13 protein-coding genes and 1 tRNA gene are annotated in these 14,289 nt (G+C 70.8%); 2 read left to right on the top strand and 12 right to left on the bottom strand.

The window, feature by feature from the left end; all coding sequences use genetic code 11:
* The 3 genes from ACY34M_RS41650 to oxc all read right to left on the bottom strand — a co-directional run.
* The coding region (locus ACY34M_RS41650) for an ATP-binding cassette domain-containing protein (RefSeq protein ID WP_462723937.1) at window positions 1-432 on the bottom strand (432 nt) is incomplete at its 3' end.
* A 134-nt stretch (window positions 433-566) separates the two neighbouring features.
* Window positions 567-651, bottom strand: a tRNA-Leu gene (locus ACY34M_RS41645).
* A gap of 109 nt (window positions 652-760) precedes the next feature.
* Window positions 761-2,500 (bottom strand): oxalyl-CoA decarboxylase, encoded by a 1,740-nt coding sequence (gene oxc, locus ACY34M_RS41640; protein WP_462723936.1) that lies wholly within the window; start codon window positions 2,498-2,500, stop codon window positions 761-763.
* A gap of 242 nt (window positions 2,501-2,742) precedes the next feature.
* Here oxc and ACY34M_RS41635 point away from each other — a divergent pair, with 242 nt between their 5' ends.
* Entirely contained in the window at window positions 2,743-4,140 is a 1,398-nt protein-coding gene (locus ACY34M_RS41635) for an AMP-binding protein (protein WP_462723940.1), read from the top strand.
* A 181-nt stretch (window positions 4,141-4,321) separates the two neighbouring features.
* On the opposite strand, the gene ACY34M_RS41630 is transcribed toward ACY34M_RS41635, so the two are convergent.
* From ACY34M_RS41630 to ACY34M_RS41600, 7 genes are all read right to left on the bottom strand, one after another.
* Window positions 4,322-5,269: a LysR family transcriptional regulator gene (locus ACY34M_RS41630; RefSeq protein ID WP_462723939.1), complete on the bottom strand. Its 948-nt coding sequence runs from the start codon at window positions 5,267-5,269 to the stop codon at window positions 4,322-4,324.
* Window positions 5,270-5,308: 39 nt separating this feature from the next.
* Complete coding sequence (locus ACY34M_RS41625; RefSeq protein WP_462723935.1) at window positions 5,309-6,280, bottom strand: 2-dehydropantoate 2-reductase; 972 nt, start codon at window positions 6,278-6,280, stop codon at window positions 5,309-5,311.
* 163 nt (window positions 6,281-6,443) lie between these two features.
* Window positions 6,444-6,656, bottom strand: coding sequence for a formate dehydrogenase subunit delta (locus ACY34M_RS41620; RefSeq protein WP_462723934.1), 213 nt, complete (start codon window positions 6,654-6,656; stop codon window positions 6,444-6,446).
* Between the two features lies 1 nt (window position 6,657).
* Window positions 6,658-9,468: a formate dehydrogenase subunit alpha gene (fdhF, locus tag ACY34M_RS41615; protein WP_462723933.1), complete on the bottom strand. Its 2,811-nt coding sequence runs from the start codon at window positions 9,466-9,468 to the stop codon at window positions 6,658-6,660.
* Window positions 9,465-11,063 (bottom strand): formate dehydrogenase beta subunit, encoded by a 1,599-nt coding sequence (locus ACY34M_RS41610; protein WP_462723938.1) that lies wholly within the window; start codon window positions 11,061-11,063, stop codon window positions 9,465-9,467. The genes fdhF and ACY34M_RS41610 overlap by 4 nt, the downstream gene beginning before the upstream one ends.
* An 18-nt stretch (window positions 11,064-11,081) precedes the next feature.
* Entirely contained in the window at window positions 11,082-11,555 is a 474-nt protein-coding gene (locus ACY34M_RS41605) for an NAD(P)H-dependent oxidoreductase subunit E (protein ID WP_462723932.1), read from the bottom strand.
* Between the two features lie 155 nt (window positions 11,556-11,710).
* Complete coding sequence (locus ACY34M_RS41600; RefSeq protein WP_462723931.1) at window positions 11,711-12,424, bottom strand: acyl-CoA dehydrogenase family protein; 714 nt, start codon at window positions 12,422-12,424, stop codon at window positions 11,711-11,713.
* A gap of 217 nt (window positions 12,425-12,641) precedes the next feature.
* On the opposite strand from ACY34M_RS41600, the gene ACY34M_RS41595 reads away from it, so the two are divergent.
* Window positions 12,642-13,334: a GntR family transcriptional regulator gene (locus ACY34M_RS41595; RefSeq protein ID WP_462723930.1), complete on the top strand. Its 693-nt coding sequence runs from the start codon at window positions 12,642-12,644 to the stop codon at window positions 13,332-13,334.
* Window positions 13,335-13,373: 39 nt separating this feature from the next.
* On the opposite strand, the gene ACY34M_RS41590 is transcribed toward ACY34M_RS41595, so the two are convergent.
* Together ACY34M_RS41590 and ACY34M_RS41585 are read right to left on the bottom strand one after the other, a co-directional pair.
* The gene (locus tag ACY34M_RS41590) at window positions 13,374-13,871 is read right to left on the bottom strand and encodes a beta-class carbonic anhydrase (RefSeq protein ID WP_462723929.1); all 498 of its coding nucleotides are present in this window, start codon (window positions 13,869-13,871) and stop codon (window positions 13,374-13,376) included.
* 1 nt (window position 13,872) lies between these two features.
* Window positions 13,873-14,289 (bottom strand): CoA transferase (locus ACY34M_RS41585; RefSeq protein WP_462723928.1); only part of this gene is annotated, 417 nt, incomplete at its 5' end.

Below are 14,289 nucleotides of genomic sequence, written 5' to 3'. Positions count from 1 at the left end.
CGCACGCTCCTCGCGCTCGGCACGCGGAACGCCCTGCACCTCCAGCCCGTACGCCGCGTTCTCCATCACGGAGCGGTGCGGGAACAGCGCGAAGTGCTGGAACACCATGCTGATCTTGTGGGAACGCACCTCGCGCAGCTCGCGCGGAGCGAGGTCCGTCAGGTCCTGACCCTCGAACTTCACATGCCCCGCAGTCGGCTCCAGGAGTCCGTTCAGCATCCGCAGGAGCGTGGACTTGCCGGAACCCGACAGACCCATGACGACGAAGATCTGACCGGGCTCGACGGTGAACGACGCGTCGATCACGGCAGCGGTGGTTCCCTCGGCGCGCAGCTCCTCACGGTCCGCGCCGCCGCGGAGCTTCTCCACAGCCTCCTGTTGTCGCCCGCCGAACACCATGTACAGGTGTTCGGCCACCAGTCTGGAGGACACACCGACCTCTATTCTCTTTGACCTGTGAAAGGTTGAAAAGCAATACATGTGGCTCGGGTGCGCGCCTTCCCCCGTCGGACCAGCGCAAACACAAAAGTGCCGGTCGAGAAGAATCTCGACCGGCACTCCGTAAGTGTCCGAGGGGGGACTTGAACCCCCACGCCCGATAAAGGGCACTAGCACCTCAAGCTAGCGCGTCTGCCATTCCGCCACCCGGACAAGGTGAGCGTCGCTTGGCGCGGGGCGTTCCCCGCGGCGACACCTCAACAATACCAAGGTTTCGGAGTGGCTTTCACCTGCGTATCGGTGCACTCCCGGGCACGGAGGGTTACTTCTTGATGCCGATGCCCTTGGGGTTCAGGTGGGCGATGTGGCCGCTCTCCGTGCCGGCCGACGGGTCGATCACGCAGTCGATGAGCGCAGGGCCGCCGGAGGCGATCGCCTCGGTGAGGGCTGCCGTGACCTCGGCGGGAGTGGTGGCGCGGTACCCCTTGCCGCCGAAGGACTCGATCATCTGGTCGTGGCGGGCCGCGCTCATCAGGGTCGTGGGGGCGGGGGCGTCGCCGATCACCTCGTCGCCGCGGTAGACGCCGCCGTTGTTCATGATCACGGTGACGACCGGCAGCTTGTAGCGGCAGATCGTCTCCAGCTCCATGCCGCTGAAGCCGAAGGCGCTGTCGCCCTCGATGGCGACGACGGGCGCTCCCCCGCTCTCGACCGCAGCCGCGATCGCGTAGCCCATGCCGATGCCCATGACACCCCAGGTCCCGGAGTCGAGGCGGCGGCGCGGGTGGTGCATGTCGATGACGTTGCGCGCGATGTCGAGGGTGTTGGCTCCCTCGTTCACGATGTACGTCTCCGGGTGCTGGTGGACGACGTCGCGGACCGCCTTGAGCGCACCCATGAACTGCATGGGATGCGGGTCGGCCTCCAGGCGCTTCGCCATCTTGGCGACGTTCTGCTCCGAGCGGGCCGCCAGCTCGTCCCGCCAGGCGGTCGGCGCGGCGATCTGGCCGGGCTTGGTGCGGTCGGCGAGCTGGTCGAGGACGGACTCGATGTCGCCGACGAGCGGGGCCGCGATCGGCTGGTTGGAGTCCAGCTCCTTCGCCTCGATGTCGACCTGGATGAACTTGGCGTCCGGGTTCCAGCCGCGCTCGCCGTGGTTGAGCAGCCAGTTCAGGCGGGCGCCGACCAGCATGACGACGTCGGCCTTCTTGAGGGCGAGGGAGCGGGCGGTGGCGGCGGACTGCGGGTGGTCGTCGCGGAGCAGGCCCTTCGCCATCGACATCGGTACGTAGGGGATGCCCGTCGACTCGATGAGGTTGCGGATCTTGTCGTCCGCCTGCGCGTACGCGGCTCCCTTGCCGAGGACGATCAGCGGGCGCTCCGCGTTCTCCAGGAGGTCGATCGCGCGGTCCACCGCCTCGGGGGCGGGCAGCTGGCGCGGCGCCGGGTCGACGAGGCGGGAGAGGGTGCGGTCGCCCTCCTCCTTGTCCATCACCGCGCCGAGCACCGCCGCGGGGATGTCGAGGTAGACGCCGCCGGGGCGGCCGGAGACCGCGGTGCGCAGGGCGCGGGCGATGCCGCGGCCGATGTCCTCGACGCGGCTGACGCGGTAGGCGGCCTTCACGAACGGCTGGGCGGCGGCGAGCTGGTCCATCTCCTCGTAGTCGCCCTGCTTGAGGTCGACGAGGTGGCGCTCGCTGGAGCCGGAGATCTGCACCATGGGGAAGCAGTTCGTGGTGGCGTTGGCGAGGGCGACGAGGCCGTTGAGGAAGCCGGGGGCCGAGACCGTCAGACAGATGCCGGGCTTCTTGGTGAGGTAGCCGGCGATCGCGGCGGCGTGGCCCGCGTTCGACTCGTGGCGGAAGCCGATGTAGCGGATGCCCTCCGCCTGCGCGAGGCGGGCCAGGTCGGTGACGGGGATGCCCACGAGCCCGTAGACGGTGTCGACGTCGTTCTTCTTCAGGGCGTCGACGACGAGGTGGTAGCCGTCGGTGAGCTCCGCCGGCGCATCGGCTCCTGCCGCGGCCTCGGCGGTGTGGTCAGCGGTCGAGTCAGCGGTCATGATCCGAGTTCCTCCTTGGACGGGGCTCCTGCTCTCACCTTCGGCAGGTGGCGGCGCCCCGTCCAAGACCCATCGGCTTCCAGGCGATAAATGGCGTCTATCGAGAGTCAAGCGCGCCCCAAGTCCCCTGGTGGGGCGCTCACTTCGCGCTTCATAAGCCGTTGCTATCGGCTGTTCGTGAGTGCGTATTGGACGTGCGCGGCGGCTGACCGCACGCTCGCTGAGGAGGGGAGGTGGACGCCATGGCCACGTCGGCGCCGACCGGAACGGGCCTCGCCGATCTCCTGGATCGGCAGGTACGTGCGCGGCCCCACGCCCCCGCGCTGCTCGTCGGCGACGAGCGGGGTGCCCTGTCGTACGCGGCGTTGGACGCGCTCGCGGACCGGATGGCGCGGCGGTTCGCCGCGGCGGGGCTGCGGACCGGCGACGTGCTGGGGATCGTCGCGGGACACACCGCCGAGTTCGTGGGCGCGCTGCTCGGCGCCGCCCGTGCGGGGCTGGTCGCCGCTCCCCTGGACCCGGCGCTGCCGGATGCCGAACTGCGGCTGCGGATCGACGGGTTGGGGGCGCGGGCCGTTCACACCGCCGACGGGCTCGCCGCCGTCGACGCCGGTGCCGCGCGGCGCATGCGGGCCGCCGACGCGCTCGTCCTGTTCACCGCGGGTGCCACGCGCCGTGCCCACGGGGTGCCGCTCACACACACCAATGTCGCGGCGTCCGTCACCACCGTCCGTGCCACCTACGCGTTGGGGCCCGAGGACGCGACCGTCGCCGTCATGCCGTTCTTCCACGGGCACGGGCTGTTCGCCACGCTGCTGTCCACGCTCGCCAGCGGGGGCCGGGTGCTGCTTCCGGCGGGCGGGCGGTTCTCGGCCGAGACGTTCTGGGCGGATCTGCGGGCGGTGGGGGCGAGTTGGTTCACGGCGGTGCCGACGATCCACGAGGAGCTGCTCGACCGGTCCGAGGCCACGGGGCCCGGCTTCCCTCCGCTGCCGCCGCTGCGCTTCGTGCGCAGTTGCGGCGCGCCGCTCAACGCCGCGACGCAGCGGGGTCTTGAGCGGATGTTCGGCGCGCCGCTGCTGTCCGCGTACGGGATGACCGAGGCCGCGCACCAGATCGCCAGCGAGCCGTTGCCGCAGGACGGGCCGCTCAAGCACGGGACGGTGGGGCGGGCGACGGGGGTGCGGCTGCGCGTCGTCGACCGGGACGGGCGGGTGTGTCCGGCCGGGGTGCGGGGCGAGGTGTGGGTGCGGGGGCCGGCCGTGACGGGTGCGGGGTGGCTGCGCACGGGGGACCTGGGGTGGCTCGACGAGGACGGGTATCTGTCGTTGGCCGGGCGGATGGAGAGTCTCATCGCGCGCGGCGGGCGGACGATCTCGCCCGAGTACGTGGAGGACGTGCTCGCGGGGTGTCCTTCGGTGGCCGAGGCGGCGGTGTTCGGCGTGGCGGACGGGCGGGGGCTCGGGGCGGCGGTCGTGGTGCGGGGTGAGGAGTGTGCGGCTCCTTCGGAGATCTTGCGGTACTGCCGGGAGCGGTTGGCCGCGGTGGCGGTGCCGGATCGGGTGGTGGTCGTGGCGGCGTTGCCGCGGACCGCGCAGGGCGGGTTGGACCGGTTGGCCGTGCGGGAGCGGTACGGGTGAGTGGACGTCCCGGGGCGCTGCCCCGGACCCCGCGCCTCAATCGCCGGCGGGGCTGATCTTGCGGCACCGGCGTTGCGGTCCCGGGGCGCTGCCCCGGACCCCGCGGGCTCTCGTCCGACGAGCGGGCTTGAATTGCCGAACCGGCGTTGCGGTCGCGGGGCGCTGCCCCGGACCCCGCTGCTCAATCGCCGCAGGGGCTTGAACGGCCCACCGGTACCGGAACCCGTTGGCCGAACACCGCGTCCAGGTTCAACGCCGTCGCCGCACTCACGAACGCCCTCGCCGCCACCGAACCCGGTGTTCCCGCGTGGATCGCCACCGAGACCTGGGCGCCGGCCTCCGGGTCGATCAGCGGCAGCGCTCGCGTGCGGCCGGCCACCGGCATCGCGCGGAGCCAGGTGTGGGGCACGACGCTGGCCCATTCGCCGTCGCCCACATGTGCGTAGAGGGAGGCGATGGAGTCGGTCTCGACCTGGGGGGTGATCTCCAGGCCCTTGTTCGCGAAGACCTTGTCGATGATCTGGCGGATCCGCATGTCGGGCGTGAGGAGGGCGAGCGGGAGCTGGGCTGCTTCGGCCCATGTCACGCTTCCGGTCGGTGAGTTGAACTGCTCGTCCGAGACCAGCAGCATGTACCGCTCCTGGTAGAGGGGGACGACCTGGAGGCCCTCCTGGTCGTCCGGGTCGAAGTGGGCGATCGCCACGTCGAGTTCGAAGTCGCGCAGCTGGCGGTGGAGTTCCTTCGTGGACAGGCGGGAGCGGACCTGGACCTTCGCCAGGGGGTGCGCGGAGCAGAACGCGCCGACCGGCAGCGCCAGTGTCGTGGACGCCGTGGGGTCGGTGCCGAGGCGGAGCGTGCCGGTGATGCCCGACTGCACCGCCGCGACCTCGGCCTTGAACGCGTCCTGCTCGGCGAGGATCCGTTTCGCCCACACCACCAGGCGCTCGCCCTCGGGGGTGAGACCCTGGTAGTTGTGGCCGCGGTTGATCAGCGTGACGTTGAGCTCGCGCTCCAGTTTGGCTATCGCCGCCGAGAGCGCGGGCTGGGAGACGTAGCAGGACTCGGCGGCCCGTGCGAAGTGCCGCTCGCGCGCCACCGCCACGAAGTACTCCAACTGCCGGAACAGCATGAACGACTCCTCTGCCACGTGATCTTCACCCGTAGCGTGCTACGGCAGCACGGTGCGTGCCAATAGGTCGGTCGCCGCGTGGATGGCACGCAGCGTGGGTGCTTCGGCGCCGGTGATGTCGGCCATCTCGACGACCGCCGTCACGATGGCGTCCAACTCCAGTTGTTTGCCCGCCTCCAGGTCCTGGAGCATGGAGGTCTTGTGGGCTCCTACGCCCTCGGCTCCGCGCAGGCGCTTCTCGATGGAGATCTCGGGGGTCGAGCCGACGCGGGCCGCGATGTCGAGGATCTCCTCCATGACGCGGGCCACCATGGTCCGGGTCAGCGGGTGGCGGCACATGTCGACCATGGTGGCGCGGGTCAGCGCGCTGATCGGGTTGAAGGCCGCGTTGCCCATGAGCTTGATCCAGATGTCGTCGCGCAGGTTCTGCTCGACGGGGCACTTCAGGCCGCCCGCGACCATGGCCTCGCTGAGGTCCGTGCACCGCCGCGACACCTCACCGCTCGGTTCTCCGATGGAGAAGCGGGTGCCTTCCAGGTGGCGGATGACACCGGGCGACTCGATGACGGTGGCCGGGTAGACGACGCAGCCGACGGCCCGCTCGGGCGGCAGTACCTTGCTGGTGGCGCCGCCGGGGTCGACGGCCTCGATGCGGCGGCCCTCGTACGGGCCCTTGAGCTGGTGGAAGTACCACCATGGGATGCCGTTCTGCCCGGCCACCAGCGCGGTGTGCTCGCCGAGCAGCGGGGCGACGAGCGAGCCGCACGACGGGTACGAGTGGGCCTTGAGCCCGAGGAACACATAGTCCACGGGGCCGATCTCGGCCGGGTCGTCGGTGGCGTGCGGGTGGGCGGTGAAGTCGCCGCGCGGGCTGAGCACGCGGACTCCGTCCCGCTGGATCGCCCTGAGGTGGTCCCTGCGGGCGACGAGGTGCACTTCCGCGCCGCCGCGGTGCAGGGCCGCGCCCACGTACGCGCCGATGGCTCCGGCGCCGAGAACTGCGATCTTCATCGTGGTGCCTCCTGGATTCGAGGGTGTGGAGGTACGCGGATGCCGCCGGCCGCGCGCCGCACAGCACGCGGAACGGTCGACACATGGGGTGGGTGAGTAGGTGCGGCCGCCGCGCGTGCCCTGTCGCGCGGCGGCCGCTGGGAAGGTGGCCGGGGCCTCGGTGTCAGCGCATGAGCTTCACGGCCGCGACGACGAGCGGGTCGAGGCCGTCCGCTCCGTCGTCCACGAGCGCGTACAGCCGCCGCCGCATCCTGGGGTCCCAGAACTTGGTGAAGTGTCCGGCGATCGCCTCGGCCGCCACCGCGGTCGGCAGGTGGCCCTGGTTCGCGGCGATGTCGTTCGCCATCCGGCACTCGGCCGGAACGGTGTGGGCCATGTCAGTCCACCACCGTGACGAGTTCCTCGGCGTTCTCCCGCTCGGCCGCGGCCTTCGGCGCCAGGCCCACCTGCACGGCCGTCACCTTGTACTCCGGGCAGTTGGTCGCCCAGTCGGAATTCTCGGTCGTCACCACGTTCGCGCCCGTCACCGGGTGGTGGAACGTGGTGTAGACGACGCCGGGCGGCATCCGGTCGGAGATCTGCGCGTGCAGCGTCGTCGCACCGACGCGGCTGGAGAGCGTGACGAGATCGCCGTCGGTGATGCCGCGTTCCTCCGCGTCGTGCGGGTGCACTTCGAGGATGTCCTCGGGATGCCAGGCGACGTTGCCGGTGCGCCGGGTCTGCGCGCCGACGTTGTACTGGCTGAGGATGCGGCCCGTGGTGAGGACCAGCGGGAAGCGGCGCGTGCTGCGTTCGTTGGTCGGTACGTAGGAGGTGACGACGAACCGGCCCTTGCCGCGCACGAACTCGTCGACGTGCATGGTGGGTGTGCCCTCGGGGGCCTCCTCGTTGCACGGCCACTGGATGCTGCCGAGCTTGTCGATGAGGTCGAAGGAGACACCGGCGAAGGTCGGGGTGACCGACGCGATCTCGTCCATGATCTGCGACGGGTGGTCGTAGTCCATGGCGTAGCCCATGGCGGTGGCGATCTCGCACACGATCTGCCACTCGTGCTTGCCTGCCTTCGGCGGCATCACCGACCGCACTCGGTTGACGCGCCGCTCGGCGTTGGTGAACGTGCCGTCCTTCTCCAGGAAGGAGGCGCCGGGCAGGAAGACATGCGCGAACTTCGCCGTCTCGTTGAGGAAGAGGTCCTGGACGACGACCAGGTCCATGGCCTCCAGGGCCGCTGTGACGTGCTGGAGGTTGGGGTCGGACTGGGCGATGTCCTCGCCGTGCACGAACAGGCCGCGGAAGTCGCCGTCGATCGCCGCGTCGAACATGTTCGGGATGCGCAGTCCCGGCTCGGCGAGGATCGTTCCGCCCCACAGGTTCTCGAAGACGCCCCGCACGGCGTCGTCGGAGATGTGCCGGTAGCCGGGCAGCTCGTGCGGGAAGGAGCCCATGTCGCAGGAGCCCTGTACGTTGTTCTGCCCGCGCAGCGGATTGACGCCGACGCCGTCGCGGCCGATGTTGCCGCAGGCCATCGCCAGGTTGGCCATACCCATGACCATCGTCGAGCCCTGGCTGTGCTCGGTGACACCGAGGCCGTAGTAGATCGCGCCGTTGCCCGCGGTGGCGTAGAGCCGGGCCGCCGCGCGCAGGTCGGCCGCCGGGACGCCGGTGATCTCCTCGGACGCCTCGGGGCTGTTCTCGGGGCGGGCCACGAACTCGGCCCATTCGTCGAAGCCCTCGCAGCGCCGCGCGACGAAGTCGACGTCGGCGAGGCCCTCGGTGACGACGACGTGCGCCATGGCGTTGACCACGGCGACGTTCGTGCTGGGGCGCAGCTGGAGGTGGGCTTGCGCCTCGATGTGCGGGGAGCGCACGAGGTCGATGCGGCGCGGGTCGACGACGATCAGTTTGGCGCCCTCGCGCAGGCGGCGCTTCATCCGGGAGGCGAACACCGGGTGGCCGTCGGTCGGGTTGGCGCCGATGACCATGATGACGTCGGCCTCGGCGACGGAGCGGAAGTCCTGGGTGCCGGCCGATTCGCCGAAGGTCTGCTTGAGCCCGTAGCCGGTGGGCGAGTGGCAGACGCGGGCGCAGGTGTCGACGTTGTTGTTGCCGAAGGCGGCGCGGACCATCTTCTGGACGACGTACACCTCTTCGTTGGTGCAGCGGGACGAGGAGATGGCGCCGATGGAGCCGGAGCCGTAGCGGCCCTGGATCTCGCGGAAGCGGCGGGCGACCGTGCCGATCGCCTCGTCCCACTCGACCTCGCGCCACGGGTCGGTGATCTTCTCGCGGACCATGGGTTTGAGCTTGCGGTCGGGGTGGGTGGCGTAGCCGAAGGCGAAGCGGCCCTTGACGCAGGAGTGGCCCTCGTTGGCGCCGCCGTCCTTGTGCGGGACCATGCGGACGAGTTCGTCGCCGCGCAGCTCGGCCTTGAACGAGCAGCCGACACCGCAGTACGCGCAGGTGGTGACCACGGAGCGGGTCGGCATGCCGAGGTCGACGACCGACTTCTCCTGGAGTGTCGACGTCGGGCAGGCCTGGACGCAGGAGCCGCAGGACACGCACTCGGAGTCGAGGAACGACTCCCCCGCGCCCGCCGACACCTTGGACTCGAAGCCGCGCCCCTCGATGGTCAGCGCGAACGTGCCCTGCACCTCGTCGCAGGCGCGTACGCAGCGCGAGCAGGCGATGCACTTGGACGGGTCGAAGTCGAAGTAGGGGTTGGAGGTGTCCTTCTCGGCGTCGAGGTGGTTGGCGCCCTCGTATCCGTAGCGGACCTGGCGCAGGCCCACGACGCCCGCCATGTCCTGCAGTTCGCAGTCGCCGTTGGCGGGGCAGGTGAGGCAGTCGAGGGGGTGGTCGGAGATGTAGAGCTCCATGACGCCCTGGCGGAGCTTGGCCACCTTCGGGGTCTGCGTCCTCACCGACATGCCCTCGGTGCACGGTGTCGTGCAGGAGGCGGGGGTGCCGCGGCGGCCGTCGATCTCGACGACGCACAGCCGGCACGAGCCGAACGCCTCCAGGCTGTCGGTGGCGCACAGCTTGGGTACGTCGACTCCGGCCTCGGCGGCGGCCCGCATCACGGACGTGCCCTCGGGGACCGTCACCGGGTGACCGTCGATCTCGACCGAGACCGTCGCGGGACCCGGGCGTTCCGGAGTGCCGAAGTCGGGTTCCTTCATGAGTGTCATGCCTGGCCCTCCGTCCGTGTGCTTCCCGGTTGTACGGGGTGGATCTCCAGGAGCCGACGGTCGCCGCGGTCGACGAAGTCATCGGCGAAGTGCGCGAGCGCGCTGCGTACGGGCATCGGTGTGAGGCCGCCCATGGCGCACAGGGAGCCATCGATCATCAGGTCGCACAGGTCCTCCAGCAGCGCGAGGTTCTCGTCGCGGTGCTCACCTGCCACGATCTTGTCGATGACCTCGACACCGCGCACCGAACCGACCCGGCACGGTGTGCACTTGCCGCAGGACTCCTCGGCGCAGAACTCCATCGCGAACCGGGCCTGGGCGGCCATGTCCACGGTGTCGTCGAAGACGACGATGCCGCCGTGCCCGAGCATCGCCCCGGCCTCGGCGAGCGCCTCGTAGTCCATCGGCACGTCGAACCGCGCCTCGGGCAGATACGCGCCGAGCGGCCCGCCGACCTGCACGGCGCGGGCCGGTCGGCCGCTGAGTGTGCCGCCGCCGTACTCCTCGATCAGCTCGCGCAGGGTGATGCCGAAGGCGGTCTCGACGATGCCGCCGCGCTTGATGTTGCCGGCGAGCTGGAAGACCTGGGTGCCGCGGGAGCGGCCGACGCCGAGGTCCTGGTAGGCCTTGGCGCCGTCGGCGAGGACGACGGGGACGGTGGTGAGGGTGAGGACGTTGTTCACCACGGTCGGTTTGCCGAACAGGCCCTCGATCGCGGGGATCGGCGGTTTCGCGCGGACCATGCCGCGCTTGCCCTCCAGGCTTTCCAGCATGGAGGTCTCCTCGCCGCAGATGTACGCGCCCGCGCCGACCCGGATGTGCAGGTCGAAGTCGAGGGAGGAGCCGAGGATGCCGGTGCCGAGCCAGCCGCGTTCGCGCGCGATGTCGATCGCGGCGCCCATCGTGGCGATGGCGTCGGGGTACTCGGAGCGGATGTAGAGGTAGCCCTCGCTCGCGCCGACGGCGTGGGCGGCGATCGTCATGCCCTCGACGAGGAGGAAGGGATCGCCCTCCATGACCATGCGGTCGGCGAAGGTGCCGCTGTCGCCCTCGTCGGCGTTGCAGCAGATGAACTTCAGGTCATCGGCGCAGTCGAGCACCGTCTTCCACTTGATGCCCGCCGGGAACCCGGCGCCGCCGCGCCCGCGCAGGCCGGAGTCGGTGACCTCGGTGACGACGTCGGCGGGTGCCATCGCAAGGGCGGTGCGCAGTCCTCGCAGGCCGCCGTGGGCCTCGTAGTCCTCCGGGGAGAGCGGGTCGGTGACGCCGACGCGGGCGAAGGTGACGCGGTGCTGCCGGTCCAGCCAGGGGAGTCGGTCGACGGGGCCGAGCCGCAGCGGATGGCCGCCGCCGTCGAGCAGGCCCGCGGCGAGCAGGCCGGGTACGTCGTCGGGGGTGACCGGGCCGTAGCCGATGCGGCCCTCGGGCGTCACGACCTCGACGAGCGGTTCGAGCCAGAGCAGTCCGCGCGAGCCGTTGCGGACGACGTCCACGCCGATCCCGCCCTCGATGGCGGCGAGTTGGAGTCGCTGCGCCACCTCGTCGGCGCCCACGGAGCGGGCCGCCGCGTCGCGGGGAACGTACACGGTCGTCATGTTGTCGTCAGTCACCTCTCACACCGTCCCGTCGAGGATCGCGCCGAGCCGGGCCGGGGTCACGCGTCCGTGCAGCCGCCCGTTCGCCTCCACGGACGGGCCGAGCGCACAGTTCCCGAGGCAGAAGACCTGCTCGACGGTGACACGGCCGTCGGCGCTCGTGTCGCCGAGCGTCAGTCCCGACTCCCGTACGTGGTTCACCAGTCGGTCGGCGCCGAGCGCCTGGCAGGCCTCGGCGCGGCAGATGCGGACGGTGGAGCGGCCCGCGGGCTCGCGGCGGAAGTCGTGGTAGAAGGTCACCACTCCGTGCACATCGGCCCGCGAGAGGTTGAACTCGTCGGCGAGGACGGGGATCGCCTCCTGCGGTACGCAGCCCAACTCGGCCTGCACGGCGTGGAGTACGGGCAGCAGTGCGCCGCGCTCGCCGCGGTGCGCGGACGCGGCCCTCCTGACCACGCTCTCGACCGACACGTCCGTCCCGCTGGTCGTCATGATCGCTCCGCCTTCCGTCACGCGGGCCTCCGGCGCGGGTGCAGGAGACCCCAGCACTACCCCATACAGACTTCTGTATACAGAAGCCCGGTGTAAAGAAGCGGGACGAAAACGAGCGGGATCGATCGCCGAACTTCCGTACACCGGACGCACTTTCACGAGGCCACGAGCACGGGTTCCTGCTCCGCCGCGACCTCCAGTTCGGCGAGCCACGGCAGCACGGTTCCGTGCACCAGACGCTCACCGCCCCCGTCCTCCCCGAGCAGGGCCGATGCCGGTACGCGCACGGGGTCGGCGCAGACCGTCGAGGTGGCACTGCCGCTCGGTCCCGGTCCCGCCGCACGGGCCGGCACGTACAGATCGGGGGCGTGCGCCGGGACCAGCCACAGGCTCCGCCCGCCCGGCCCGGCCTCGCACGGACCGCTCGACCAGACGTAGCTGTCGGCCTCACCCGCGGCGACGACCTGACGCTTGCGGCCGTACAGGGTGACGACCTCGCCGGTGCGGCGCGCCGTCGATTCCGGCCCACCGTCCTCCAGGGCGAGCGAGCACAGATGGCGCCCGGCGGCGATCTCGGCGCGCACCCAGGCGCCGCCGTGCGCCTCGACGACGGCCACCGCCGCGTAGTGCGAGCGCAGCACGGCCGCGGCGGCCGGGCAGACGCGGGCGACACGGGCGACGACCTCGGCGGCTTCGGCCAAACCCCGACCACCCCCGCCGAGTTCGGGGGCGACGGTGAGCCCGAGCAGGCCCGCGCGGCCGAGCGCGGTGACTCCACTGCGGGGGAACTTTCCTTGGTTGCGGGCCGGTTCCCCGCCGGATGCGACGGCACCGGTCAGGACGTGGGCGAGTGCGGTGCGGTACGACACGGGGCGACCCCCTCGTCAGCGATGTGTGAGCTGCCGCGATGCGGCGCTGTAATTGCATACAGTATGCGGGCTACCCTCGCGGAGCCAGAGGCATGCACGACCGAGTTTCAACTCCCTTGCGCACACGTCTAGTTGCAAACTGTCTTTTGCATACTAAAGTCAGTATCCCGGCGCCTCTGACGTCACGTCAGCGGACGAACAAGGGAGGGCTCCAGCCATGCCCGAGACACCCGCCGTGGCCGTCCGCGGCCCGATCACCCGGCCCGTTCCGCTGCGCCAGGCCGTCCACGACGCCCTGATCGAGATGATCATCAATGGCACGCTGCGGCCGGGCCAGCACCTCGTCGAGGCAGAGCTCGCCGCACACCTCGGGGTGAGCCGGCAGCCCGTCCGCGAGGCCCTGCAACGACTCCAGACCTCCGGCTGGGTCGATCTGCGCCCCGCCCAGGGCGCCTTCGTGCACTCCCCCACCGTCGAGGAGTGCGCCCAACTGCTCGGCGTACGCGCCGTGCTGGAGACCTACTCGGCGCGCGGCGCGGCCCAGCACGCGACGCCCGACGACGTGGCCCGGCTCTGGGAGCTGCAACAGGCGGGGCTCGACGCGCTCGCGGCCCGGGACGCGCGGGCCATCGTCGAGGCCAACGCGGCGCTGCACTCGCACATCACCACGCTGTCCCGCAACGCGGTCCTCGCCGAGCTGATCCCGCAGGTCGACCAGCGGGTGCGCTGGTACTACACACCCATCGCCAAGCCCCGCGGCAACGACGCCTGGAACGAGCACGCGCTGATCATCAGGGCGATCGCCGCGGGCGACCCCGACCACGCCGAGGCGCTGATGCGGCGACACACGCAGAACACCACCGACTTCTACTGCGCGCAGATCGAGGCCGCGGCCGGCCCGGGCGACTGACACACCGGACCGGCCACGGCAGACCTGAAGGGCCGGGGGCTACGCGGCGATCTCCCGCAGCAGCCCCGTCCGCACGTCGAAGACGAAGCCGCGGACGTCGTCGGTGTGCGGCAGGAACGGCGACGTGCGCACCTTCCGCAGCGACTGCCGCACGTCCTGGTCGACGTCGGTGAAGCCCTCGACGGCCCACGTCGGCCGCTGCCCCACCTCGCGCTCCAGCTCCTGCCGGAACTCCTCGGTCAGCGACTCGAGTCCGCAGCCGGTGTGGTGGATCAGCACCACGCTGCGCGTGCCGAGCGCCCGCTGGCTGATGGCCAGGGAGCGGATGGTGTCGTCGGTGACCACACCGCCCGCGTTGCGGACGGTGTGGCAGTCGCCGAGTTCCAGGCCGAGCGCGCCGTGCAGGTCGATGCGCGCGTCCATGCAGGCGACGACGGCGACCTCCAGGATCGGGCGGGCGTCCATGCCGGGGTCGGCGAACGCGGCGGCGTACCGCGCGTTCGCCTCCACGAGACGGTCGACCACGGTGTCGCCCATCTCAGATGACGCCCTGTTCCGCGAGCTGCGCCAACTCGGCCGGATCCAGGCCGAGTTCCTCGGCGTAGATGGCGGTGTTGTGCTCGCCCAGGAGCGGGGAGCCGGAGATGGTGGTCGGCGAGTCGGAGAGCTTGAGCGGGTTGCCGACCGTCATGTACGAGCCGCGGCCGGGGTGCTCGACCTCGACGACCATCTCGTTGGCCGCCAGCGACTCGTCCTCGATGATCTCCTTGGTGGAGAGGATCGGGCCGCACGGGATGTTGTGGGCGTTGAGCCGGTCCAGGACCTCCCACTTGGGAAGCGTCGAGGACCACTCCTCGATGAGCTGGAACATCTTGCCCAGCTTCGGCAGCCGCGCCTCCGGGGTCGACCACTCCGGGTCGTCCGCCATCTCCGGCCTGCCTATCAGCTCGGCCAA

Source organism: Streptomyces sp. EDA2-14, assembly GCF_054963755.1.
The sequence above is the reverse complement of the archived record's forward strand: the minus strand, read 5'-3'. Positions and strand labels throughout refer to the sequence as shown.

Bases quoted from the DNA above. Each gene is read 5' to 3' on its own strand.
- ACY34M_RS41605 (WP_462723932.1), bottom strand. From the start codon at position 11,555: ATGACGACCAGCGGGACGGACGTGTCGGTCGAGAGCGTGGTCAGGAGG.
- ACY34M_RS41590 (WP_462723929.1), bottom strand. From the start codon at position 13,871: ATGGGCGACACCGTGGTCGACCGTCTCGTGGAGGCGAACGCGCGGTAC.
- fdhF (WP_462723933.1), bottom strand. From the start codon at position 9,468: ATGACACTCATGAAGGAACCCGACTTCGGCACTCCGGAACGCCCGGGT.
- ACY34M_RS41625 (WP_462723935.1), bottom strand. From the start codon at position 6,280: ATGAAGATCGCAGTTCTCGGCGCCGGAGCCATCGGCGCGTACGTGGGC.
- ACY34M_RS41610 (WP_462723938.1), bottom strand. From the start codon at position 11,063: ATGACGACCGTGTACGTTCCCCGCGACGCGGCGGCCCGCTCCGTGGGC.
- ACY34M_RS41620 (WP_462723934.1), bottom strand. From the start codon at position 6,656: ATGGCCCACACCGTTCCGGCCGAGTGCCGGATGGCGAACGACATCGCC.
- ACY34M_RS41595 (WP_462723930.1), top strand. From the start codon at position 12,642: ATGCCCGAGACACCCGCCGTGGCCGTCCGCGGCCCGATCACCCGGCCC.
- ACY34M_RS41630 (WP_462723939.1), bottom strand. From the start codon at position 5,269: ATGCTGTTCCGGCAGTTGGAGTACTTCGTGGCGGTGGCGCGCGAGCGG.
- ACY34M_RS41635 (WP_462723940.1), top strand. From the start codon at position 2,743: ATGGCCACGTCGGCGCCGACCGGAACGGGCCTCGCCGATCTCCTGGAT.
- oxc (WP_462723936.1), bottom strand. From the start codon at position 2,500: ATGACCGCTGACTCGACCGCTGACCACACCGCCGAGGCCGCGGCAGGA.